This window comes from Ruegeria sp. BA12, assembly GCF_056539625.1.
Window position 1 is genome coordinate 87,010 of record NZ_JBQFVF010000010.1, and the last position, 24,475, is coordinate 111,484.

The window sequence follows — 24,475 nt, forward strand, 5'->3', positions numbered from 1 at the left end:
AGTTAAAGAATGTTGCGAACGATGCCGCCTTCGATCCGGTGCGCAGAACCATTGGAGGCTGTGCTTGCTGAGATCGTGACGATCATGCGGGCGACTTCGTCTGGTTGGACAAAGCGCTGTATGAGCGATGTGGGCTCATCTGATTTGAAGTAATTGTCGACGATGGTGTCGAGCGGCTCACCCTTTTGATCGGCGAGGCCGTCAAAATAGGCTTCGACACCTTCGGTCCAGGTTGGACCAGGCAGGATCGAGTTAACCCGGACTTTTGTCCCCTTTGTCAATTCTGCCATGCCACGTGTCAGACCTAACATGGCAGTTTTAGTGACAGAATAATGCACCATCTGAGGTAGTGGTTTCACTGCCGCTTCGCTGGCCATGTTGATAATAGATCCCTTATCCCGGCCAAGCATGTCAGGCAGGAAAATCCGGCTCATCCGAACGGCGGACAGGACATTGATGTTGAAGTAATGCATCCAGTCGTCATCGGTGAGATCCTCGAACGGTTTGACCGAAAAGATGCCAACATTGTTCACCAGAACGTCCACCGCACCGCGCGCGCGGGCAAACTCTGCCAGAGTTTCCGCATCAGTGGTTTTGGTTAAGTCGGCCGCAATGCCTTCGACCTTGCCCAGAGATGACAGGTCGTCGACGCAGTCGGACACTTCCGCCTCGGTCAGGCCATGCACGATGACCCGCGCGCCTTCTTCCAGGTAGACCCGGGCAGTGGCTTTGCCGATGCCGGAACCTGAACCAGTCACCAGGACCAGCTTATTTTTGAGCCCCAGATCCATCTCAGGCCTCCTTCTTAACGTTAGATGACTGCTGCGATGAAGGGCGGCCGAACATTCGACCCATCAAGGCCGAAATCTCCGCGCGCCACATGTCTATGCCGACGGCCAACAGAATGATCAGGCCCAACACGATATTCTGAACCGAAGATGGCGCAGCGTTTAGGTTCAAACCATTCTGGACGATAACGATTGTCATCGCCCCCATCAGCGTGGCGAGGATGTTGCCGCGGCCACCTGCAAGGCTGGCTCCGCCGACAACAGCGGCGGCAATGGCCTGAAGTTCCAGCGTCTGGCCATAGTTGGGCGAACCAGAGTTGAGGCGCGCTGACATCAGGATCGCACCAACCGCAGTCATGAAACCCGCGATGACAAATGTCGTCGTCTGAACTTTTCGTACGTTGATACCTGTCAGAACGGCAGCGGCTGGGTTGCCACCCACGGCATAGATCTCACGGCCGAGTTTCGTGAAGTTCATAGTGAACGCGGCAAGGACGTAGAAGAACACGAGGTAGAAGAAAGGCATCGGAACACCGAACAGCTTGCCGTAAAAGATTGGCTCCAGCGCCGGATCCAGCGAGAAGATCGGAGACCCATTGTTGAAGGTCAGCGCAAGGCCCCTGAAGGCAATCAACGCCGCCAATGTTGTGATGAAAGATGGGATACGCCCATAGGCTGTTATCAGCCCAATGAATAGACCAAGCAATCCGCCCATGAGGAGAATGAGTGGCAACGCCAGAACCAGTGGAATGCCAACAAATTTCAACATCTGTGCAAGGATCATGGTCAGCAAAGCCACCATAGACCCGGAGCTCAGATCGATGCCCGCAGCGAAGATCACGATAGTAGACCCGATTGCGATCAAGGCCACGATGCTTACCTGTAGCGACAAATTAGAAAGGTTGCCCGGGTTCAGGAAGCGTTCCGTCGTAAGTGCCACGATCAGTGCGACGATCACCATTGCTGCAAATGGCCCGATCAACTGGGTGTCAAAGATCCGCTTCATGCGAAAGCCTCCTTAGGCTTGGATTGGGGGGTGTCGGCGGACGCGCGCACAAGATCGTCATGAGTAAGGTCGGATGCATCGACCGTGCGCACAATCGTTCCGTGCTGCACGACGGCAATCCGATCGCTCATCGCAAGCAACTCATCATGGTCTGAACTGATCAGAATGATCGATTTTCCCGCCCGAGTGAGCCTGTTAATCAGCTTGTAAACAGCGATCTTGGCGCCGATATCGATCCCTTGCGTCGGTTCATCAAGGATCAGGATGTCAGAGGCTGAGAACAGCCAACGTGCAATCACGATCTTCTGCTGATTACCACCAGACAAGAAGTTGACCGTCTTTTCCTCAGCCTGGGTCGAGATTTCCAGATCGCGGATCAGGTCATGGGTGGCTTGCTCTTCCGCCTTGAGATTCAAGACACCGAACCGGCTTAGCCCGCCGAGGGACGCTGCGGTGACGTTCCCGCTTGCGCGGAAATTGAAGAACAACCCGTCAAACTTACGGTTCTCCGGAACAAGGGCTAATCCAGCACGGATCGCATCGATTTCCCGACGGAAGCGAACTGGTTTGCCGTGCAGTGTTATCTGTCCGCCCGTCAGCTCGTCTGTCCCGAACAGGGCGCGAGCGATCTCTGTGCGGCCGCTGCCCAATACGCCACCCAAGCCCAGAACTTCACCCCGGTGCAACGAAAACGATACATCTTTCACACCCGATTTGGTGGCCAGACCCGCCGCCTCTAGCACAATATCCTTGGTCGCGTTCTGCTCCTTGGGATAATGCTCACCAATGTCCTCACCGACCATTGCGCTGACAATCTCAGAGACGTTGATCTTGGTCTCGCCACTTGCACGCACAACACAGCCGTTGCGCAAGATCGTCACTTCATCAACGATCCGTTCAACCTCATCCAGCCTGTGCGACACATAGAGAATAGCGGTACCGCGCTCACGCATATTGCGCAGTAGCTGGTGCAGGCGCTCAATTTCGTCTTCACCCAATGCCGCCGTCGGTTCATCCAGGATGATCATGCGAGCGTCCATCGCGACGGCTTTCGCGATCTCGACCAGTTGTTGCTCGCCTACCGATAGTGAGCCGGTTATGGTCTCGGGTGAAACATCGACATCCATTTCCGCCAAAACGCGAGCGGCTTCGTTGTGGACCTTGGCCCAGTCGATCACGCCAAAGCGGGACCGAGGCATATTGCCAAGGAAGATGTTTTCGCCAACCGACAAGGTGGGCACGATAGAGAATTCCTGAAAAACTGTTGCGACGCCCAGTTCACGTGCCGCCTGCGGGTCGCTGATCGTGACCGGCTTGCCATTGTGCAGGATTTGACCGCTATCGGGTTGCTGCACGCCGGACAGTGTCTTGATCATAGTCGACTTGCCACAGCCGTTTTCACCCAGCAGCCCATGAATGGAACCGGGCATAAGCCGGATACAGACCTTGTCATTCGCCAGAACCCCGGGATAGGCCTTGGTGATATCGACAAACTCCCAAAGTGGCGTTGCGGGTGTCATTACGATTGCCTCGTTAAAAGCGAAACTCGGTTGAGTTGCGACCCGGCAGCACGCGCACGCGCCACCGGGAAGCGGGGAGAAAGCTCAGTACTCTTTGGACGGCTGCGGGAAGAGCTTTTCTGGCTCTTGCAGCACGCTGATCGCTCCGTCTTTGTCTTCAATTGATGTGGGCGTTTCGATCCAGCCGCCGGGATAGGACCCGTTGAGCGCATCAATGGTTGCGTGCATAGCCGCCTTACCCATCAGGAATGGCGAGGTGTTGACGGTTGCCGTGATGTTGCCAGCCGCAATTTCTTCAAGGCCTGACGTGTCGCCATCATTGCCCAAAAGGACGATGTCATTGCGACCGAGTGCCTTAGCCGCGAAGGACGCTCCGATGATCATGTAGTCGTTCGCCGCAAAGATCATGTCCAGATCAGGGTTCGACTGCAGGATATCCATACCAGCAGTGTTGCCGCCTTCAACGTTCCATTTACCATCAATGGATACCACAACGTCGAAGTTTTCGTTGCCCTCGATACCGTCGAGGAAGCCACCCACACGTTCGGTCGAGTGATAGCCTGGCTGGCCTTCGATGATCCCGACCTTCAACGGTTGATCACCATAAGTTTCAATGGCCCAATCAGCGATAGCATGCGTGCCGTTGCGCTGAGAGTACCCGACAACGCCATGAATTGGCGTCGGGAAGTTCGGGATGTCCGAGTTGATCATCAAAACTGCCATGCCCTTGTCGACGGCCTGCTTCAGCAGCGGTGCGGCAGCAAATTCATCGTGTGTACCAAAGATGATTGCATCCACATCCTGCGTCAGCACATCCTGGATCATTCCCATTTGGCCGTTGATGTCCGCACCGGACTGGGGCGCAAGCATGAAGACTTCGACCCCGGCCTCAGCAGCAACCGCTTTGATGCCTTCACCGATGGCGATGTAATAGTTGAACTCGGTCGCCGGCGGCATATACGCGATCCGGAACGTATCGTTCTTGGGTTCTATCGCATCGATTGGCGCTTGTGCCCCGTCCTCAAGTGGAACCGGTGTTGGATAATTTTCCGCCAGAGCGACCGTTGCCAGCGTGGCGAACCCCGCGACAAGCGTAGTGGTCATAAGCGTTTTCAACATAGTTTTCTCCTCCAGAAATTCGTCGGTTATCCTTTGAATGGCGCGTCGATCACGCCACGAACGCCGGGTTTCACAGCAAAGAGGCCGCCGGATTCCGGTTCTTTTGTTAAAGCTGCGTCGTCACTCATCAGCCTTGAGGTCGTGATGAACAGCGTGTCGAGATCAGGGCCACCGAAAGCGCAACAGGTGGGCTTCCAGACCGGCACCTCGATCACGTGATCTATCGTGCCGTCAGGTGCGACGCGAACAACGCGATGGCCTTCCCATTCGGCGTTCCAGACGCCCCCTTCGGCATCGACACAGGACCCATCAGGCAAGCCAGGCTCATCATTGAAAGAAGCGTGCCGCCGACGGTTCGAAACGGTTCCACTGCGGGTGTCGTAATCAAATGCGACGATTTCCCGATCCGGGGTATCCGCGAAGTACATCGTCTCACCGTCGGACGTAAAGCAAGTCGAATTGGCGCAAGACACTCCTTCGATAATCGCCCGTACACTCAAATCCTTATCGACGCAGATGACTGACGAATCGGCCTTACCAGAAACTTCATTCATGCCTCCAACAATCAATCGCCCCTGGCGATCGGTTCGCCCGTCGTTCAGCCGTGTCTCTGGATTGTTCGGCTCGAATCGCGTCACGAGGGTTTCCTCGCTATTGGGCGAATCGAACAAGACAACTCGATCAGCATAAGCAACTATCAGACCGCCAGACGCGCGCGGCGCGAAGCAACACACGCGCTCCGGCATCTCATGAGAAGCGGATTCTGACGTTGCAGGATCAAATGACCAAAGCGCGCAGCCCTCAATGTCGGTCCACCAGATAAGGCCATCGGCGGGATTCCAGAAAATCCCTTCCCCGTGCTGGTTCTTACAATCGACGACCAACTCTGCGCGCACTTTTTTTCTCCTAAGTACATTCTGATATCTGATATACCAGCTTGCCTAATCTGGTGTATCAGATATCTTGCATCTGGCAACACCTTTTTTTGGAGATATCCTCAGATGGCGCTTGAGAGACCCAAGTCTTTGCGTGAACTCGCACTGGAACATTTGCGGAATAGTATTATCGATGGCTCCCTGAAAATGGGTCAGGTTTTGTCGGAGCGAAAAATCTCCGAAGAGCTGGGCGTATCGAAATCGCCAGTCCGCGAAGCACTCGCTCAACTACGTGACGAAGGGTTGGTCAGTATCGAGCCTCAAAAAGGCGCACGCGTTTTTTCGCTGTCTGAGCCGGAAGTGACTCAGATCTGCGATTTCAGACAGGCTATCGAAACTGCCGCCTTTGAACTTGCGTTGTTGCGGAACCCTGAAGGTCTTGCCGACGACATGCAGCGTGTCGTGAAGGACATGGAGAAAGAACGCAGGCGAGGCAATGAAAAGGGCTACCTTTCACTGGATACCACATTTCATCAGTTGATTTTTGAACATGCCGGTAACGATTATCTGACGGCCAGCTATACACGCTACATCGGTAAGATTGCCGCATTGCGAACCCATTTGGCGAAGCTGCCACAGCATACTGAGCTCTCCTTCGATGAGCATTCGAAAATCGCTATTGCCGTTCGCGAAGGTGACATGGCCAAAATCAAATCTCTTCTCACAGCGCATATTGACCGCACCAGACAAGCCTACAAAAGCGCCGCCATCGTCCTCGAAGGAGCGACCGCATCCTAGCAAAAACGTAGCTTCGTTGTGACGGGGGCGGGCCAGAACGGCGCCGCCCCTTTCTTTTGGGCACCTCACCGTCTTTTCTTTTTCAGTTGACATCTGAGATATCAGATGCCAATCAAAAAGCGGGAGGAAGCTTATATGACGCCAGCAATGAAACCTGACTCACTGGGGCTACAGCCACTGATCCAACTGGATCGGGTTGGCAAAAGCTTCGGCACGAACATTGTTTTGGATGGCGTCAACTTTGAATTGAGACCCGGCGAAGTTCACGCGCTATGCGGGGAAAACGGCGCCGGAAAATCCACCTGTCTCGGCCTGTTTTATGGACTTCACCAACCTTCTGCTGGGCGTATCCTGTGCGACGGCAAGGAACAGCGGGTCGAAAGCCCTTCGCATGCGCAATCCCTGGGCATCGGCTGTGTTTTCCAAGAGCTCAGCCTCGCTGGCGCGCTCTCTGTTGCGGAAAACATCTACGCGGGCCGCGTGCCCACCCGGTTTGGCGTAGTTGACTGGCCTGAACTGCGCCGCCGTGCGGAGGCGTTGCTGGCGGAATTCGGTCTGGATATCGACGTCTCAACACCCGTGGAAAACTTGCCAATTAGCTCCCGCCAGATTGTTGAAATTGCCAAGGCGCTGTCGTTGAATTCCCGCGTCCTTTTGCTGGATGAACCGACATCGGCATTGGCACCCGACGAAGTAGACGCACTATTCGAAGTCCTAAAGTCCCTGACAAAGAAAGGGATTGGCATCGTCTATGTCAGCCACCATATGGCCGAGATTTTCCAGATATCGGATCGCATTACCGTTTTGCGAGATGGGCGCCACATCAGCACTTTACCGGTTTCGGAAACTTCTCAGGAACAAGTCGTTGCCGAGATGATCGGCGGCGCTCACCCCGGTGATGTCACGCGGTCAGGTAAGGTTAACGGTGAAGAGGTTTTGCAGGTCCAAGACCTAACCCATCTAGGTGAATTCGAAGACATTTCTTTCTCCATTAAAGCCGGAGAGATTGTAGGGATGGCAGGGTTGATGGGCGCTCGCCGCAGCGAGATTGTTCGATCGATTGTCGGGCTGATGCATGGCGCGACCGGGGAGATCAGACTTCACGGCAAGCCTGTTAACTTTGCGTCCTTGCGGCAGGCGATGCGTGCTGGAGTTGGGTTTGTTCCCGAGGAACGCAAGACTGAAGGCCTCTTTCTGGAGCAATCACTCAGCGACAACCTGATCGCGGCTAGTCTTTCCGATCATACGTCTGCTGGGCTCATGCGTTCGGGCTCGATCAAAGCAGCCAGCCAAGCAGCCATTGACGCCTTCAGTGTCAAAACCAGCGGGATTAACGAACTTGTTGGTGATCTCTCAGGGGGCAATCAACAAAAGATCATGTTGGCCAAGTGGCTCAAACGCGCGCCAGCTCTTCTGATCATCGAGGAGCCCACAAAAGGGGTCGATGTCGGAGCCAAGTTCCAAATCCACACGGAACTTTTGCGTCGAGCAGCCGAGGGAATGGCCATCCTCGTCGTGTCATCCGATTTTCCCGAACTTGTCTCTCTCTCAACCCGCATCCTTGTCGTCCACGACGGTCGCCTCATGGGAGACATCGCAGCCGCTGAGGCAACCGAAACCACGCTTCTTCAAATGGCCGCGGGAAATTCCGTTCCAATTGTGGACGCAGCCCAAACCAATCAATCAGGAGTCGCGACGTGACCATGACCGCTCAAGCCAACTTGCCCATGAAGCGTCCGCTGTTGCGCCGTGTTTTGCAAGCTTTTGTCGATATTCGTGAACTGACTCTGATCGTTCTGATCGCCGCCATCATCATCGTGATGTCCAACGTTAATCCCTATTTCCTCAGCTTCTCGAACTTTCGAGCCGTGGCCGTGGGCATGGCCCCCACCGCGATCATCGTGATCGGTATGGCGATCCTACTTGCATCCGGCGGGTTCGATCTTTCCGTTGGATCGGTTATGGCTTTGTCTTCTACCGTCGTAGCCATGCTGCTTTTGACTGGCATGCCAATTCCGCTCGCTGTGGTATGCGGATTAGTGTTGGGTGGAATTGTCGGGGTAGTAAACGGTTTGCTGGTGACCGGCCTCGGGATCAATCCGCTTATCGCGACCCTCGGCACGATGTCGATCGCGCGAGGCATCGCTCTTGTTCTGACCGAAGGTTTTTCTGTCTCAAGCCTGCCGGCATCATTTGCCTGGATCGGCAAAGCTGACATAGGCGGCTTTCCGGTAATCGTCTTGTTCACCGTTCTGCTCGTCGTCCTGTTTGACCTGGCCGTCCGCCATACACGCTTTTTCCGTCAGGTCTATTTCATCGGCGCCAATGAAAAGGCCGCGATGTTGTCAGGCATCCATGTCACACGCGTGCGTATCATTCTGTATGCACTGACCGGTATTCTGGCTGCATTGGCGGGTGTATTGCTGGCCTCCCGCCTGATGAGCGGCACGCCCACGGCAGGAAACGGTATCGAACTTCAGGTTCTTGCAGCGGCTGTCATCGGTGGCGCATCTCTACGCGGCGGCGAAGGTACTATTCTTGGTGCTTTCCTCGGCGTCGTTTTCGTTGCGTTGATCAACAACACTATGACGATGCTGGCTGTATCGATCTACTGGCAGATGATCGTCATCGGCGGTGTACTCGTTACAGCGGTCGCCTTGGACATGCTGATCCGAAGCAAACGGGGCTAATCCCGAAGCTTTCCAAAACTCAACAACAACCAAAGATCCAAAACAGGGAGACTACGATGACTGAATTGAATGTGAATCGGCGCAGGTTGCTGACAGCGGGCACCACCGCTGGACTGGCCGCAGCGTTCGGACTGCCCATGCTGTCCAAAGAAGCCATGGCACAAGCGGCCGGCAAGGAGTATGTTTTCCTGTCCATTGTCACGCAGGTACCGTTCTGGGTGGATTATCGCAATGCGATGGAAGACCTTGAAGAATTGATGGGCATCAAGGCCACATTCACGGGCCCGTTGGATTTCGACACGGCCGCACAAGCACGCCAATTGGATGAACTGATCGCAAGACGTCCCGCTGGCATCCTTATCTTCCCCGGTGATCCAGCCACTCTGGCCCCCGGCGTCGAACGTGCGGTCGAGGCTGGCATTCCAGTCACATGTTGTATTGGCGATATTCCCGACAGTCCCCGATCCACATTCCTTGGTATCAACGGCGTTCAAGCAGGACGTGTTGGCGGCGAAATGCTCGCGCAAGCGATTGGCGGGAAAGGCAAGGTTATCCTCGGCACTTTCCCTGCCCCCTCCACATTGGAGCGGGTCGAGGGGTACAAACAGATCTTTGCCGAGAAATACCCGGATATCGAGGTCGTCGACGTCGTCAACGATAAGGCCGACCCGTCCTATGCGCCGACAGCCTACCTTCAGGCAATTCAGGCGAACCCAGATATTGTTGGCATTGGCGGCACGGACGGCGACAGTGGCAAAGGCGCTGCAATTGCCGTCAATGAGGCGGGACGCAAAGACATCAAGATCGTCGCGATGGACCGAAATGATGATATGCTTCCCTATATCGAAGACGGCACAATTCACGGCGCAGTGGCTCAGAAATCCTATCTTGAGATCTTTCTCGCCTTCCACATGATGCATTGGCAGAACACTGACGCGCTGAAGGTCTTGCCCGATTGGAAGGCGGCTGGCATCAATCCTTTGCCAGAGCGTGTTGAAACCGGGGTTATGCCGATCACTGCCGAGAACGTCGTCCAGTTCAAGCACACCTAAGGGATTGTCCCGGTGCATTCTATCGCGCCGGGAAACCGATAGGAGGGGGTTAAATGTCGGACAGATGGAGCGTTCTTCACCTGCAGCAAAACGATCTGCAGCTGACACTCCTGCCCGGCATCGGGGGCCGCTTATGGGATATAAACTTCCAAGGTCGCTCCCTCCTATTTCAAAACGCAGATCTCGACGGTTTGGATGTCGATGACACACGGCTTACTGATCTGCCCACACGCTCTCCACAATTTGGTTTTCCACTCTGGGGCGGCGAGAAGACGTGGATCGCCCCAGATGCATCCTGGGTAAACGGCGCTCCGTTTCCCGTGTTGGACAGCGGCTCTTACCAGATCACTTCAAGAAGCAGCACTCGTATCGACATGACCAGCGCATTATGCCCGACCTCGCACTTGTCAGTGTCGCGCCGCATCACGCTGACCTCGGCGGAAAGCTGGGAAATAGAACACATCGTGGTCAACCATGGGACCTCCTCTCGCCTCACCGGCATTTGGTCAGTCATGATGCTTAACACCCCTGCCAAGATCGGTGTCGAGTTGGAAGACCCCGCGTTTTATCCTGTTTTTGGCTCTTCCGAAGGGATGATAGCTACGCACGGCAAAAGCATTGTCGTGGATTGCAACAGACAGCAGGAATTCAAGGTCGGGCTACCGAACCCAAACGGACGTACAGTGGCGCGGTGCGGCGCTGATGGCCCTCTGCTGATGTGTTCAGTACCAGAACCTCAACAGGGCGATCAATTTGCACACGACTATCCGTTTGAGGTCTTTAACTCGGGCGATTACGCCTATTGCGAAGCGGAGTGGCACTCCCCGGCACGCAACCTCGCACCGAATGAAACGCTGAATTTTCGGCAAAAGTTTCACGTTTTGGCGGACGAGAATGCACCCCAAATGCCATTGGGCCTCACAAACAACAAGGAATTCCTGTCATGCATGTCTTGATCACAGGCGCTGGTGGGCACCTAGGCCGCAAACTTTTCGACGCGCTAGAAATTGACCCCGACTACATCGTTTCTGGCATCGACATTCGCCCCGTTGATCATCCCGACATTCACACCGCAGACCTGTCCGACGACAGCAGTTGGGTCAGTTTGCTAAAGGGAGTGGACGTTATCGTGCATCTTGCCGGAGACCGAGAGCCCTCTGCCACTTGGGCCTCTGCGATCAAACACAATATGGATGCAACGCTTTCTCTCTATCACCATGCGGCAGCCATGGGCGTCAGTCGCGTGGTTCTTGCCAGCTCCAACTGGGTTCACGGCGACAAAAGGTTCACGCATGAGGTGCTCAACAGCACGACACCACCAGGGCCAGTAAACGCCTACGGCATGTCAAAGCTATTCTGTGAACGGACAGGGGCCTATTTCGCCGAGCATTACGGACTGTCGGTCATCTGCTTGCGCATCGGCTGGACGCAATGGACTCACGGCAACCAACCCGGCACACACATGGCGATGGGCCGGTGGGGTCAGGAAATGTGGTTGAGTGATCGGGACTTTCTAAGCGGAATGCGCGCCGCAATAGATGCCAAGGATATTTCCTTCGCAGCCCTGAACCTAATGTCAGATAACCCGGGGATGCGCTGGGATATCACCGAAACGCGGCAAGCGATTGGCTACTCTCCAAAGGACGGAAGCCCCGCGAAAACAACAGTGGGCATTTCCTTGAGATCAATGCTGCAGCGGCTGTTTACAGTCCGGCTCCCGAGCTATTTCACGACACGTTTTCCAGATTGGTAGAGTACAAGGTCCGGGCATTGTTGCGTCTCGCATTCAGTTTCCGAAACCTCGCACCGAAGTAAGCGCTGAAAAGGTCATCTTTGTCCGCTTCGCGGTAGACGGAGAGCGACATAACGAGCGCCAGATTTGGCAACCATTGATGTTTGATACTTCGATAACAAACTGCAAACGTCGCTGAACGGGTGTTATCTGAAGCGATCTGTGGTTGAGTGCGAGCCTTATCTGCGGACCGAACGAACCATCATTTCAACCCCTCAGATATCATCCTTCCCACCACTTTCCTTTCGTGGCCAGCGGGATTTGGACAAGCCAAACGTCACTGGCCGTCAGGGTGAGGGCGCGGCCCTCCCCCTCGGGCAACCCTATTAGACAGGGCCGTGTCCTCGGCTGCGCCTCCGGTCCGCACCACCCCTGTCGAATAGCATTGCCTCGCCCCCTCCCGCGTTCGCCACGTGGCAGATCAGCAGGAACAGGCAGCTTCGCTGTCTGATCTGCAAATCAGCCCTGATTTTCCAAAAGGGAAGTCAAATCAAATGAAACTGTCTGCGGGAGTCTGAAATAGCAGCGGCGTGTTAGCTGATGACCCAAAGATCAAATTCAACTGATGTCCAACGTTGGGGGCGCCTTCTGATGTCGAACGTTCACTGCTTTTCTGGTCCAACTGCGACGGTTGGGTCAGGTTCGTGTGACGTTCAACAGGAAACCAGTGGCGGACCGAGGAGGATTCGAACCCCCGACCCCTTGATTCGTAGTCAAGTACTCTATCCAGCTGAGCTATCGGTCCGCGTTGGTGAGGCGGTATGTAGACCCACGTCAGAGGACGTGCAAGCCGATTCTTCAAAAAACTTTTAAAAAGTCACGTCGCCCTGCGGCAGCCTGATTTCAAAGGTGGTTCCCTCCGGTCCGGTCTGGGTCAGAACCAAGTCGCCACCATGTCCACGCACCAATTCTTGCGAGATGGCAAGCCCAAGGCCCGAGCCTCCTTTACGCACCCCACCTTGAAACGGAGTGAACAGGTTTTCGCGCGCTCGCGGGGGTAAACCAGGGCCGTTATCCCTGATCTCTACGCACCAGTCATTGTCGTGTACGCAGCCGGCAATCGTGATTCGGCCTGGCTTTCCGGACGCCACCAACGCCTGACGCGCGTTGCGCACCAGGTTCATCATCACGCGGAAAATCTGTTCGGGATCTGCGCGCGCCACGAGGTCTTTCGGAACCTCGTTCACAATCTCGACACAGGCATCAGCAATGGCGAGCTTTTCACTTGCCACAACATCCTCGGCCACGTCGCGCAAAGGCACCATTGTCAATGTCGGTGCCGGCTCTTCCGCCCGACCAAACGCCAGCGTGTTTTCACACAATGACACAGCCCGCGTGATCGAGTTGACCAGCTTCGGCGCCATGCGCCGCACCAGCGGGTCATCGCTGGCCTCGATCCGATCAGTGAACAGCTGCGCCGACGTCAGGATGTTACGCAGGTCATGGCTGACCTTAGCCACAGCACCACCCAGCTGCGCCAGTCGTTCGCGCTGCTTCAAAGCTTGCGTCAGTTCGGTCTGTAACTGCTGCAGCGCCTCTTCAGCTTCGCGCAACTCGGTCACTTTGGAATTGGGCGAGATGATCCCGCGGGCATCTTCGGGGGCGCTTGCATAGCGCTGCATGTACCCCACGACGCCCTTGATCGGCTTCACCAGAACAACGCGCACGGCAAGGAACAGGAAAAACGCGGTGATAATTGAAATGACAAAGGAAAGACCTAGAATACGCAGGCCATAATCGGTCATCGCCATCCGCAGAGGCTTGCTGTCTGTCGTGACCTCGATCAGAAGACCTGCATCTTTGACCGGCTCACCAATCACGCGAATGACTTCGTTTTCAGGTGTGAACAAGCGCGACATGGCGTCCCGGATTAAAATCCACGGTCCGGCATCGCGCAGATCATAGGTATTGGCGATCTGTTCGGGAATAGGCGAGGACAGCATCAGCTGTCGAATTTCATCGCGCCGCAGCACCACATTATACACGCCCGCGTTGACCAACAATTCGGCCTCAAGATCCTCGGCCAGCATGTCATCAGCCAACAAGGCCAGCGAAGCGATCTGCGCACGCTCTAACCGGTTCAACAGGAAGTCTTCGCGAAACCGGGCAATCGAGGGGACAAAAATCAATATCTCGGCCAACATGACGAAGACCGTCGTCAGGATCAGAAATCGGCCCGACAGCGAGTTCACTATACGCTCCTTTTCCGGTTAGGGTATCCAGCGTTGGACGAACCCGACCACTCGTTTAACCATTTGATTCTCAAACAGCCTTGGCGTGAAATAGGCACCTGCCACGCGTTTGTTAAGCTCTCCGATCGTCGGATAGGGCGAAATCATCGCAGTGATCTGCCCCATCTTCAGATTATTGGCGAGCGCCAGCGACCACAAGTTGATCAATTCGCCCGCCTGATGACCCACGATTGTGGCGCCCACGGGACGGCCTTTTACGACCATGACCTTAATGAAGCCTTTCGTCTTGCGTTCGGTTATGGCGCGGTCGTTATGGTGATAGTCAAAGCGCGCGGTCTCGACCCTGTCGCCATGCTGGTCGCGGGCTTGCGCCTCGGTCAGGCCGACCTGCGCCAGCTCCGGGTCCGTATAGGTGGCCCAGGGGATATGTGTCGTTTTTGCCCTGGATGGCAGGCCAAACAAGGCCGAGCGGATGATGATCCCGGCATGATACCCGGCCACATGGGTGAATTGCAGCCCGCCCGCCACGTCGCCGATGGCATAGACCTTACGGTTCGTGGTGCGCAGCGAGGCGTCCACCTTAATCCCGGTACGGGTTGGTTCGATCCCGGCGGCTTCCAGATTAAGGCGGTCGGTATTGGCCTTGCGCCCGGCGGCGATCAGCAGATGCGAGCCGGTGTAGATATCGCCATTCTCGGTCACGACATCGACCAGCCCGTTATTGTCCCTGATTTGGGCAACCATCGCCTGTTCATGTAGGGCTATACCTTCGGCGCGCAAAGTGTCCAACACAACAGCCGCCGCGTCAGGGTCATCCTTGCCCAGCGCCTGCATGCCTTCGATCACGGTCACCTCGCAACCAAGACGGATATGGGCCTGTGCCATCTCAAGCCCGATAGGGCCACCACCAATGATCAGCAGATGCTCGGGTTTTTCACGCAGCTCGAATATGGTTTCGTTGGTGTAATATGGCACCTGATCCAAACCCGTGATCGGCGGCACCAAAGGCGACGAGCCGGTGGCAATCACCACCCGTCGCGCAGTGATCAAGTGATCGCCCGCCTGCACCTGCGTGGGGGATACAAAGCTGCCGAATTCGCGTATCACTTTGACTCCGAAGCCTTCAAAGCGTTCCTGGCTGTCCATCGGTTCGATCTGGGATATCACGTCACGGACGTGATCCTTGGCAGCCGCATAATCCACTTGCGGCATCACGTCTACCACACCCATGGCTGCGGCATGGGCCTGCCCATAAGCTGTCTTGCCGCTGGCGATCAGCGCCTTGGAAGGTACACAGCCAAAATTCAGGCAGTCACCGCCCATCTTGTGACCTTCCAGCAAGATGACGTCGGCCCCCATCTGACTAGCCCCGGCAGCAACGGACAAGCCACCCGACCCGGCCCCGATCACCAGGATATCCGTCTTCAGTTCTTGCATGAGTTCAGGTGTCCTTTTTGCCGCGCAGGGCTTTGATAACTATCGGCAACGCGGCCAGCGCACACAAGCCCAGGATGGGGCCGATAACGAAGGGTTCCCACAGCAACGAGACATCCGGCGTCTCGCCGCGGTCGAACACGCCACCTAAACCGACACCGATCCAGGTGTACACGATGCCGCCCGGAATGATGCCCAGCGCTGTGGTGATCAAGAAGTTGCGGAATTTCACTCCCACCAGCGCTGGCACCAGATTGGCGACAAAAAACGGCACAACCGGCACAAGACGCAGCAGGAACAGCACCGAGATTTCGTTCTCGCGCAGGCCGTCCTTGAGCTTTTTCACGGTGCCTTCCGAAGCCTCCAGCCGTGCGGTCAGGGATTCACCCAGCCCCCAACGCGCGGCCAGAAAGATCGCCGATGCACCGATGGTAGCTGCAAATACGTTAAAAACGGTTCCGGCAAAAAGGCCGAACAGAAACCCTCCGGTCATGGACGCCACAGCCGCGCCGGGCAGCGAAAAGGCGACGATGACGATGTAGATCGCCACAAAAGCACCCGCCATGGACCAATAATTCGCATCCCGCCACGCCAAAAGGGCTTCGCGGTTGTCACGCAACGTCTCGAACGTCAGATAATCGCCCAACGTAAAGAACCCCACCGCAGCCACGGCGAGAATCACCAGCAAAGGTACGTGTCGCGCAAGCCCTCTGCGCGGGGTCTGGGTGGTTTCGCTCATCAAGCTGTCCGGTTTGGTGCGTTTCATTCTGCCCCCAACATGCGCCGCGCGGGACCCATGCAACAGGGACCTCACGCGGCGTTGATGCAAATGACGGGTAATGTGAGGGTTTGAGGCCATAAAACCGCTATTTTGAAACCTTTTGCGTGACGCCGTACCAGAATTGTTGCAAAAGGCGTCAAAACCCCCACCTAGGGGTTTGACTTACCCACCGCTACCCAGTAGAGGACGGGCTTCGAACACTAGGGCCAGGCGAATCCGCGCCGCACCCCACCGCATAGATTGGAGACGGAGCGATGAAACGCACCTATCAGCCTTCGAACCTGGTTCGCAAACGCCGCCACGGTTTCCGCGCGCGCATGGCCACCAAGGCCGGCCGCAAGATCCTGAACGCACGTCGCGCACGCGGCCGCAAATCGCTGAGCGCATAAACCGCTCACCGATCAGGTTATGAACATGACGCCGCCGGAGGCCCCTGAGGATGGTAAGAACCAGCCGAGGGTCAAGCCCCCGGCGGCGTCCGTTTGCGTGCCTGAAACATTGACTGTTCTCAAGAAGCGATCCGATTTCCTGAAAGCCGCCCGCGCGCGCAGGCAGGGCACCTCGTCCATGATGGTGCAGGCGCGAAAACGTGCTGCGGATGAAGCTACGGGGATTCGCGTTGGGTTCACCTGTTCCAAGAAGGTTGGGAATGCGGTGGCGCGCAACCGCGCCAAGCGGCGCCTGCGCGAAGCTGCCAGCGCGGTTCTGCCCGCACAGGGTCAGAATGGTTGGGACTACGTGCTGATCGGCCGCGCCGAGGTCACTGCCGCGCGCCCGTATGAAGCTTTGCTGGATGATCTGCGCTATGCCCTGCGCAAAATTCACAGTGCGCGGAAATGACTCTGCTGTCTCATATCTTTGCCCTACCCGTTCGGGCCTATCGGCTGGTGTTCAGCCCCTGGGTTGGCTTCAATTGCCGCTATCAGCCCACTTGCTCGGCCTATGCGCTGGAAGCATTGGAAAAGCACGGCGCCATCAAAGGCGCGTGGCTGACCGCCCGGCGGATCGGGCGCTGCCATCCTTGGGGTGGTGACGGGTATGACCCGGTTCCAGAGCAAAAACCAAAAGACTAGAGCAGACGTGTTTCAAAGAATAGCGGTCTTAACTCGGCCTTAAAGCAAGGTTGCCCTGCGTCGTGTGTGTACGGGTCGGAATTTCCTCGCGGTCCAACTTGCCAGAAATGGTGTGGAACACGTCTTCAAGAAATACCGGGTCATCAAAGTAAAACGTGTGTCCGGAATTGATACCGCCGTCAAAACCGCCTTGTTTAAAGCGCGCCGCGCAATACACATTGGCGGCCTTGCTATGCAGCGGCCTGTTCATACCACTCCGCCCAACCCTTGGTGCAACCCCGATCCGTTTGACCGCAGATATCGACAGTACGTCATCCATTGTATTGTAGTAATTCGTCAGTCGTACGCAGTGACGATAAAGCGATGAAGACTTGGAGCTCTCCGGATCAAGCGATTTGACAGACAGATCTCCAGCCACCAACATAACCTGGCTGACTGACCAGCTTTTGCTGGCAATTCGGGCTCGGTCATCGGCATCATCAAATGCCTCGCGCACCACATAGCTGCCCATCGAATGTGCCAGTACGTGCAAGTCGATCCGACACTCTGGTCGTTGCATCTCAGAAAACATCGCGACGCCGTCCCTCACCAGCCGGAAGGCCGATTGCTTGGCATCCATCCGGTCCTCCAAGTAATTCAAGGCCGAATCCGCACTGGGCCAGTCAAAGCTCACAACAACGCCTTTGAAGCCGTGTTCTTTTAGCCCTGCTTTGATTTTGCGGTGCCGCACAAGAACTTCCGCCTGAGAGTTATTGAACCCATGCACGTAGAACACGATGTCACCCTCGGTATAAGGGTTCGTCGTACCACCCTGAGCGGCCAATATGACCTTGTCGCGCCATTCTCGCTTTGTGATCTTGTGCGACAGCATCATATCATCCGCGCTTTCCGGAATTTCCAGAAAATGGCTGGCTGCAGGCTCGTTAGAAAAGCCGTTTCCGCTTTTGCCGCGGGCAACAAAGGCATAGTCCATAATAATCTCCTCGATAAATGACGCCCTTTTATCACAGGTCAACAATGCCCCAAAATCTACAATCCGGCTTATCACGCTTGCTCGCTTGCCATATCGACTGTAACCACGGCGCATGTTTGACGAAACTGACGATATCCACCCGCTCTTTGCTGGCGCGCCCTCGACCACCGAGTTCAAGAAGCTGCGCAAACGCATCGTACGCCAGACCCGTGAAGCCATTGAGCATTACGGAATGGTGGACCCGTCCGCCCATGACAAGGACGGCAAACCGCCCCGTTGGCTGGTCTGCCTGTCGGGCGGCAAGGACAGCTATACCCTGCTTGCGGTTCTCTATGAACTAAAGTGGCGCGGGTTGCTGCCGGTCGATCTGTTGGCCTGTAATCTGGATCAGGGTCAGCCTGGTTTTCCCGCCACGGTCCTGCCCGAGTTTCTGGAACGCATGGGCGTGCCTCACCGCATTGAATATCAAGACACCTATTCCATCGTTGTAAATAAGGTTCCGCAGGGCCGTACGTTTTGCGCCCTGTGTTCACGCCTGCGCCGGGGCAACCTGTACCGGATCGCCCGCGAAGAAGGTTGCTCAGCCGTGGTTCTGGGCCATCATCGGGACGACATTCTGGAAACGTTCTTCATGAACCTCTTCCACGGCGGGCGTCTGGCCACGATGCCACCGAAACTGGTGAACGAAGAAGGCGATCTGTTCGTGTTCCGCCCACTGGCACACGTGGCCGAGACCGATTGCGAGAAATTCGCCACCTCGATGAACTATCCGATCATCCCCTGCGATTTATGCGGCAGCCAGGACGGCTTGCAGCGTCAGCAGGTGAAACAGATTCTGGATCAGTGGGAAAGAAACAGTCCCGGTCGACGCCAAGTGATGTTTCGGGCACTGACCAATGCGCGACCGTCGCATCTGTTGGACTCAAAACTGTTCGATTTCGCCAACCTTGCGCTAAACACTGGCAAAAAAGACGAAAATTCGGACGAGATTCCTCAGCTGCGTTAACGTCTGACTCAGATTGGTTTTCTACGGTTGCCCAATACGTGCTTTGCCAAACGTAGAGGCCCAGAAATCCGATGTGGAAACATATCAAATTCGAACGCGTTCTTGATGCTCTTGCTTCTGTTCTGAGTGGCCCTGCCGCGCTGGCCTTTGTGCCCGCCATCAGTTTGGCGGCGTTCTGGATTGGCGGGGAACGGGCATTGGTGGTTGCCGCCCTCGTTTTACCCTTGATATTCGCAGGCGCGGCCACCTTTGACGCCCGCGCCAACAGGCAGCTTCAGCGGCGCAACCCGCCTGGTGGCATGATGGCGGTAGACAGCTTTTACAACGAGCTGGAAGGCATGTTCAAAAAGGCAGTAACCGATGGTGCGGATTCGGCTTGCCTTCTAATCGCCCTGGATGATTATTCCGACTTTCTCGATCTTCACGGCAATTCGGCGGCAAATCATCTGACTAATCAATTTGGCAGCCGCATTCTTTCTGTTATCCGAACACAGGATATCGCGACCCGCCTGGAACCTAACAAAATCGCAATCGGCCTGCATCCATCCCAGCAATTGGATCTGGAGGCCTGCATTCAGATGGCGGGGCGCATTCAGGCTGTCGTTGAAGAACCCTTTACGCTCAACGGTGCTGGTGTCTACGTTTCCTGTTCAATCGGATTCAGCCTGCTGAGCAGCGGCCCTAAGGATCAGTACGAGGATTGGGTCGACGCCGCAAAAGCCGCCTTGGGCGAGGCGCAGCGGAACGGGCCGTCGACCATTCGCGCGTTTTCCAGCGAAACACAGCGTCGCTCACGCATTCGCGCCAATCTTCGCAAAGAATTTGAAGACGCGCTCGACAATGGTGAGATACGCCCTTGGTTCCAGCCACAAATCTCAACCGACACAGGTCGCGTTACGGGTTTCGAGGCTCTGGCCCGCTGGGAACACCCGCAAAAGGGTGTACTAAGTCCACAGGTATTCTTGCCGTTCGCTGAGCAGGCCGAGTTGATGGAGAAATTCGGTCAGGCGATGCGGCACCAAGCTTTCGCCGCGATGCGCGATTGGGATCGCGCATCGGTCGTGGTTCCCCGGATCGGCGTGAATTTCTCATCTGAAGAACTCCGCGATCCAGCGTTGATCGACCGCCTGAAATGGGAGTTGGACCAGAATGATTTGACACCGGACAGGTTGGCGGTGGAAGTTCTGGAAACCGTGGTTTCGCGCCGCCCCGACGATGTGATTACCCGCAACGTGACCAGCATGGCCAAGTTGGGGTGCTGCATCGATCTGGACGATTTCGGCACCGGCCACGCATCTATTGCTTCGATCAAGCGCTTTGATGTTTCGCGGATCAAAATTGACCGCTCTTTCGTCGCCAAGGCAGATCGCGACGCCAGCCAGCAACAACTGGTCAGCGCAATACTGACGATGGCCGAGCAGCTGAATGTCGAAACGCTGGCCGAAGGGGTTGAGACCCAGGGCGAGCATGCCTTGATGGCGCAATTGGGGTGCGATCATGTTCAAGGGTTCGGAATTGGCAAGCCAATGCCCTTTGAAAAGACGCTGAATTGGATCGCGGCACATCAGAACAAGGTCAACGGAATGCCGAAGATCGGGCGCAAGACAGGACCGTAATCGCTGATTTACGCCACAGAAACGCGATCCAAAAGGAAATGACGGGCGAATCCGCTTGACCTTTGGGCTTGCACTCTGTTGAACCCACCGGGTGTGTTTCACTGCTTAAGGTGGCTGTCCCCGATGGACGATCAGAACAAGAATCTCATCCTTGCAACCGTGCTCAGCTTTATCGTGATCCTTGTTTGGTTCGTGCTGTTTCCCCCGCCGGAGCAGACACTCACACCAGACGAGGTTGAGATTGCCACCGCCGAGGGTAATGAGGTTCAGACGCCCAGCGCCGCAGGTACTGTGGGTGAGGCGACGGCGGCCGCAGAAGAAACCCTGCCTGAAGAGCAAGCCCCACGGGTTGAAATCGACACCCCCCGGCTGAAGGGCAGTCTGTCGCTGTCGGGCGGACGGATCGATGAGCTGTTCCTGAAAGACTACAAGGTCTCGATCGAAGAAGGGGCACCGATTGTCGAATTGCTGTCTCCGGTTGGCTCGGACTCGGCCTATTATGCTCTCTATGGCTGGGCGCCGGGAACCGGTGTGGCAGGCGCGGATGTGCCCGGCCCGAACACGTTGTGGACGGTCGAAAGCGGCGAAACGCTGGACGTCGACGCTCCGGTCACACTGAAATGGGAAAACGACAAAGGTCTGACCTTCCGCCGCATGATCTCGGTGGACGAAAACTATATGTTTACGGTCACCCAGTCGGTAGAAAACAATACCCAGGCCGAGGTTGGCATGGCCCCCTATGGCATCCTGGCCCGCCACGGCATTGGCGAGGATGGCGATCTGCCCGGTCTGAAGAACTTTTTCATCCTGCATGAAGGCGTGATCGGCATGGCCGACGGCACGCTGGCCGAGATTGACTATGGCGATGTCCGCGATTTTGATATCGACCCGAACGAACGCGCGCAAGCCGAGGTCTATCAGGTCAAAGAAGACGGTTGGATCGGATTTACCGATCACTATTGGATGACCACACTGATCCCGGAACCGGGAACACCGTTCAAGGCCGCAGCAAAATACGACGAACGCCGCAAGATATACCAAACCGAAACAGTGCTGCCGACCCTGACGGTCGCCCCCGGCGCTACCGAAGAGGTCACCACACAGCTGTTCGCAGGTGCTAAGGAATGGGAAACCATCCGCGAATATCAGTCGGAAGGTGTACAGAAATTCATCGACAGCATCGACTGGGGCTGGTTCTTTTTCCTGACCAAACCGATCTTCTGGCTGCTGCACAATATCAACGCGTTGATCGGCAATATGGGGTGGTCGATCATCGGCCTGACCCTGATCATCAAGGCAATCCTGTTCCCGTTGGCGTATAAGTCCTACGTCTCGATGGCAAAGATGAAAGAGCTTCAGCCGCAGATGGAAGCCCTGAAAGAGGCAGCAGGCGATGATCGTCAGAAGATGCAGCAAGGCATGATGGAGCTGTACAAGAAGGAAAAGGTGAACCCCGCCGCAGGCTGTCTGCCGATCCTGATGCAAATCCCGATCTTCTTCTCGCTGTACAAAGTGATCTTCGTCACCATTGAACTGCGTCAAGCGCCATGGTTTGGCCCGTTCCGGGATCTCAGCGCGCCGGACCCGACCTCGATCATGAACCTGTTTGGACTGCTGCCGTTTGCCGGTCCGCAGCCCGACTCGATCATGGCGCTGATCTTTATTGGTATCCTGCCGCTGTTGCTGGGTATCTCGATGTGGCTGCAGCAAAAGCTGAACCCGGCGCCAACCGATCCGACGCAGGCGATGATCTTTGCTTGGATGCCGTGGGTCTTCATGTTCATGCTGGGCAGCTTTGCGAGTGGTCTGGTTGTCTACTGGATCGCGAACAACACGATCACGTTCACCCAGCAGTACCTGATCATGCGCAGCCAAGGCTTTAAGCCGGACGTGTTCGGCAACATTAAGTCCAGCTTCAAGCGCACGCCGAAAACGGATGATAAATGACAGCTGAAGTGACCCAGCTTTGGCGGCATCCGATCAAAAGCCATGGTCGCGAAGCCGTCGAAACCATAAATGTGACCCCCGGGCAGACCATGCCCGGGGATCGCGTTTGGGCGGTTGCGCATGAGGCATCCAAAGCGGATGGTTCAAAATGGGTCCCTTGCGCCAACTTCAGTCGCGGCGCAAAAGCACCACAGTTGATGGCGATTTCAACGCAATCAAACGGCGACACACTGACGTTGTCCCACCCGGATCGCCCGGACCTGACCTTTGCCCCAGACAGTGAGCAACAGGCGTTTCTGGATTGGGTCCGGCCCCTAATGCCCGCAAACCGCGCGGCCTCGGCACGGATCATTCGGGTTCCAGGGCGCGGGATGACCGACAGTGATTTCCCTTCAATCAGCCTATGCAACCTGGCATCGCATCGTGCGGTCGGACAAAAGCTGGCTCAAGATTTGTCGGTGCGCCGCTGGCGAGGCAACATCTGGTTCGACGGCCTGCCCTTGTGGGAAGAATTCGACTGGCTGGGTCGTGAGGTTCAGATCGGCGAGGCCGTGCTTCGCGTACGCGAGCGCATCACCCGCTGTTTGGCAACCACAGCCAACCCTGACACAGGTGTACGCGATACCGATACATTGGGCGCACTTGAAACCTGGGGTCACCAGGATTTCGGCGTCTATGCCGAAGTTCTTGAAGGCGGCGCAATCTCGGTTGGCGATAAGGTAGAATTGTTATGAGCCCCCTCCCGTTTCCTTTAGCCGAAAACCCCGATGAATTCGCGTTGGAGCGCGGACGCAAATTGTTTGCGGGCGAGTCTGAATTCGTCAAGGGCGTGGTCGCCATGGATGGCCTACCTGCGCCGGATCGGCTTGAGGTTTGCTTTGCCGGCCGTTCCAATGTGGGCAAATCCAGCCTGATCAACGCGCTGACGGGCACCAAGGGACTGGCGCGCGCGTCGAACACTCCGGGCCGCACGCAAGAGATCAACTTCTTCACTCAAGGCCCCGAACTATATCTGGTCGACTTGCCCGGTTATGGCTACGCCAATGCGCCAGTGAAGGTGGTGGAAAAGTGGCAGCGGTTGCTGAAACAGTACCTGAGCGGACGTCAGACCTTGCGCCGGGCCTTTGTCCTGATCGACGCGCGCCATGGGGTAAAGCCGGTGGATGCCGAGATCATGAAGCTGCTGGACACCAGCGCTGTGACTTTTCAATGCGTCCTGACCAAGGCAGACAAAATCAAAGCCAAAGAACGCGAAAAGGTGCTGGAACAAGTGCGCAGCGCATTGTCGAAACATCCTGCGGCCTTTCCTGAAATCGTGCTGACCTCGTCCGAAAAAGGCGATGGCATTCCGACCTTGCGCTCGATCATCGCGCATCTGGAATGACTCTGCCGCTTCGTCTCTTTGCCCTGTTGACCACACTGGCGCTGTTGCTGACCGGTGTGATTCCTCAGGGCTGGATGCCCACAATGGGCAATGACGGCAAGGTGTTGCTGGTTCTCTGCACCGGCGAAGGCACGGTCGAGCAATGGGTCGATCTGAACCCGAACGATCCCATACACGACGACACTGACGAGCGCGCGATGTGCCCCTTCGCGGGGCTGACCGCTGATTTCACCCTGACCACCGTCGGGGACACCATGCCTTTCGAGGCAACGATCCAGCCGCGCTGGGTCCATCACGACTTTACCCATCGCAGCGCCGGGTTCTATGCCCGTTATGACGCGCGGGCGCCTCCCGTCTTCTCCTGATTCACCTCAACATCTGAGAGCCCGCGCATACGCTGCGCGGGGCAATTTTCGAATCCGGAGAACA

24 protein-coding genes and 1 tRNA gene are annotated in these 24,475 nt (G+C 56.2%); 15 read left to right on the plus strand and 10 right to left on the minus strand.

Translation table 11 applies throughout. The annotated features are described in order from the left end of the window. Positions 1–2: 2 nt before the first annotated feature. The 5 genes from ACR0B0_RS17180 to ACR0B0_RS17200 form a co-directional block, all read right to left on the minus strand. On the minus strand, positions 3–791 hold the full coding sequence (locus ACR0B0_RS17180; protein ID WP_050606103.1) for an SDR family NAD(P)-dependent oxidoreductase: 789 nt from the start codon (positions 789–791) through the stop codon (positions 3–5). A 1-nt stretch (position 792) separates the two neighbouring features. Then, positions 793–1,794, minus strand: coding sequence for an ABC transporter permease (locus ACR0B0_RS17185; RefSeq protein WP_170765386.1), 1,002 nt, complete (start codon positions 1,792–1,794; stop codon positions 793–795). Continuing rightward, complete coding sequence (locus ACR0B0_RS17190; protein WP_480648852.1) at positions 1,791–3,314, minus strand: sugar ABC transporter ATP-binding protein; 1,524 nt, start codon at positions 3,312–3,314, stop codon at positions 1,791–1,793. The genes ACR0B0_RS17185 and ACR0B0_RS17190 overlap by 4 nt, the downstream gene beginning before the upstream one ends. 84 nt (positions 3,315–3,398) lie before the next feature. Further along, positions 3,399–4,433 carry a sugar ABC transporter substrate-binding protein gene (locus tag ACR0B0_RS17195; RefSeq protein ID WP_480648854.1) on the minus strand — a complete coding sequence of 345 codons (1,035 nt, stop codon included), beginning with the start codon at positions 4,431–4,433 and terminating at the stop codon, positions 3,399–3,401. Positions 4,434–4,459: 26 nt separating this feature from the next. Continuing rightward, on the minus strand, positions 4,460–5,329 hold the full coding sequence (locus ACR0B0_RS17200; protein WP_480648856.1) for an SMP-30/gluconolactonase/LRE family protein: 870 nt from the start codon (positions 5,327–5,329) through the stop codon (positions 4,460–4,462). Positions 5,330–5,434: 105 nt separating this feature from the next. Between ACR0B0_RS17200 and ACR0B0_RS17205 the strand changes: the two genes are divergently transcribed. The 6 genes from ACR0B0_RS17205 to ACR0B0_RS17230 all read left to right on the plus strand — a co-directional run bounded on the left by ACR0B0_RS17205 (position 5,435) and on the right by ACR0B0_RS17230 (position 11,601). Beyond that, positions 5,435–6,106: a GntR family transcriptional regulator gene (locus tag ACR0B0_RS17205; protein ID WP_010437239.1), complete on the plus strand. Its 672-nt coding sequence runs from the start codon at positions 5,435–5,437 to the stop codon at positions 6,104–6,106. Between the two features lie 147 nt (positions 6,107–6,253). Further along, complete coding sequence (locus tag ACR0B0_RS17210) at positions 6,254–7,807, plus strand: sugar ABC transporter ATP-binding protein (protein WP_254429471.1); 1,554 nt, start codon at positions 6,254–6,256, stop codon at positions 7,805–7,807. Positions 7,808–7,809: 2 nt separating this feature from the next. After that, the gene (locus ACR0B0_RS17215) at positions 7,810–8,796 is read left to right on the plus strand and encodes an ABC transporter permease (RefSeq protein ID WP_217353212.1); all 987 of its coding nucleotides are present in this window, start codon (positions 7,810–7,812) and stop codon (positions 8,794–8,796) included. Between the two features lie 56 nt (positions 8,797–8,852). Beyond that, a complete protein-coding gene (locus ACR0B0_RS17220; protein ID WP_010437236.1) occupies positions 8,853–9,848 on the plus strand; it encodes a substrate-binding domain-containing protein in 996 nt (331 codons plus the stop codon). A 53-nt stretch (positions 9,849–9,901) separates the two neighbouring features. Then, the gene (locus tag ACR0B0_RS17225) at positions 9,902–10,804 is read left to right on the plus strand and encodes a hypothetical protein (RefSeq protein WP_480648859.1); all 903 of its coding nucleotides are present in this window, start codon (positions 9,902–9,904) and stop codon (positions 10,802–10,804) included. Continuing rightward, complete coding sequence (locus ACR0B0_RS17230; protein WP_480648861.1) at positions 10,792–11,601, plus strand: NAD-dependent epimerase/dehydratase family protein; 810 nt, start codon at positions 10,792–10,794, stop codon at positions 11,599–11,601. The genes ACR0B0_RS17225 and ACR0B0_RS17230 overlap by 13 nt, the downstream gene beginning before the upstream one ends. A 707-nt stretch (positions 11,602–12,308) precedes the next feature. Here the strand turns inward: ACR0B0_RS17230 and ACR0B0_RS17235 are convergent. The 4 genes from ACR0B0_RS17235 to ACR0B0_RS17250 all read right to left on the minus strand — a co-directional run bounded on the left by ACR0B0_RS17235 (position 12,309) and on the right by ACR0B0_RS17250 (position 16,005). Continuing rightward, positions 12,309–12,385, minus strand: a tRNA-Arg gene (locus ACR0B0_RS17235). Between the two features lie 64 nt (positions 12,386–12,449). Then, positions 12,450–13,835 (minus strand): sensor histidine kinase, encoded by a 1,386-nt coding sequence (locus ACR0B0_RS17240; protein ID WP_170378612.1) that lies wholly within the window; start codon positions 13,833–13,835, stop codon positions 12,450–12,452. A gap of 15 nt (positions 13,836–13,850) precedes the next feature. Next, positions 13,851–15,269, minus strand: a complete 1,419-nt coding sequence (locus tag ACR0B0_RS17245; protein ID WP_480648863.1) for a dihydrolipoyl dehydrogenase family protein — start codon at positions 15,267–15,269, stop codon at positions 13,851–13,853. 4 nt (positions 15,270–15,273) lie between these two features. Further along, positions 15,274–16,005, minus strand: a complete 732-nt coding sequence (locus ACR0B0_RS17250; RefSeq protein ID WP_480648905.1) for a TVP38/TMEM64 family protein — start codon at positions 16,003–16,005, stop codon at positions 15,274–15,276. 296 nt (positions 16,006–16,301) lie between these two features. On the opposite strand from ACR0B0_RS17250, the gene rpmH reads away from it, so the two are divergent. Genes rpmH through yidD form a run of 3 tightly spaced genes read left to right on the plus strand, consistent with a single transcriptional unit; the run spans position 16,302 to position 17,120 of the window. After that, a complete protein-coding gene (gene rpmH, locus ACR0B0_RS17255) occupies positions 16,302–16,436 on the plus strand; it encodes a 50S ribosomal protein L34 (protein WP_005980833.1) in 135 nt (44 codons plus the stop codon). Between the two features lie 25 nt (positions 16,437–16,461). Continuing rightward, positions 16,462–16,887, plus strand: a complete 426-nt coding sequence (gene rnpA, locus ACR0B0_RS17260; RefSeq protein ID WP_480648865.1) for a ribonuclease P protein component — start codon at positions 16,462–16,464, stop codon at positions 16,885–16,887. Next, entirely contained in the window at positions 16,884–17,120 is a 237-nt protein-coding gene (gene yidD / locus ACR0B0_RS17265) for a membrane protein insertion efficiency factor YidD (RefSeq protein WP_170351646.1), read from the plus strand. Before rnpA ends, yidD begins: the two co-directional genes overlap by 4 nt. Before the next feature lie 28 nt (positions 17,121–17,148). Here the strand turns inward: yidD and ACR0B0_RS17270 are convergent, their stop codons facing one another. Beyond that, positions 17,149–18,093, minus strand: a complete 945-nt coding sequence (locus tag ACR0B0_RS17270; protein ID WP_480648867.1) for an alpha/beta hydrolase — start codon at positions 18,091–18,093, stop codon at positions 17,149–17,151. 112 nt (positions 18,094–18,205) lie between these two features. On the opposite strand from ACR0B0_RS17270, the gene ttcA reads away from it, so the two are divergent. The 6 genes from ttcA (at position 18,206) to ACR0B0_RS17300 (ending at position 24,411) form a co-directional block, all read left to right on the plus strand. After that, entirely contained in the window at positions 18,206–19,099 is an 894-nt protein-coding gene (gene ttcA / locus ACR0B0_RS17275) for a tRNA 2-thiocytidine(32) synthetase TtcA (RefSeq protein ID WP_480648869.1), read from the plus strand. A 71-nt stretch (positions 19,100–19,170) separates the two neighbouring features. After that, on the plus strand, positions 19,171–20,715 hold the full coding sequence (locus ACR0B0_RS17280) for a putative bifunctional diguanylate cyclase/phosphodiesterase (RefSeq protein ID WP_480648871.1): 1,545 nt from the start codon (positions 19,171–19,173) through the stop codon (positions 20,713–20,715). Between the two features lie 123 nt (positions 20,716–20,838). Beyond that, positions 20,839–22,662 carry a membrane protein insertase YidC gene (gene yidC / locus ACR0B0_RS17285; protein ID WP_480648873.1) on the plus strand — a complete coding sequence of 608 codons (1,824 nt, stop codon included), beginning with the start codon at positions 20,839–20,841 and terminating at the stop codon, positions 22,660–22,662. Beyond that, on the plus strand, positions 22,659–23,396 hold the full coding sequence (locus ACR0B0_RS17290; RefSeq protein WP_480648875.1) for an MOSC domain-containing protein: 738 nt from the start codon (positions 22,659–22,661) through the stop codon (positions 23,394–23,396). The genes yidC and ACR0B0_RS17290 overlap by 4 nt, the downstream gene beginning before the upstream one ends. Then, entirely contained in the window at positions 23,393–24,046 is a 654-nt protein-coding gene (yihA, locus tag ACR0B0_RS17295; RefSeq protein WP_480648877.1) for a ribosome biogenesis GTP-binding protein YihA/YsxC, read from the plus strand. The genes ACR0B0_RS17290 and yihA overlap by 4 nt, the downstream gene beginning before the upstream one ends. Continuing rightward, a complete protein-coding gene (locus tag ACR0B0_RS17300) occupies positions 24,043–24,411 on the plus strand; it encodes a DUF2946 domain-containing protein (RefSeq protein WP_480648879.1) in 369 nt (122 codons plus the stop codon). The genes yihA and ACR0B0_RS17300 overlap by 4 nt, the downstream gene beginning before the upstream one ends. The last annotated feature ends 64 nt before the right edge of the window (positions 24,412–24,475 follow it).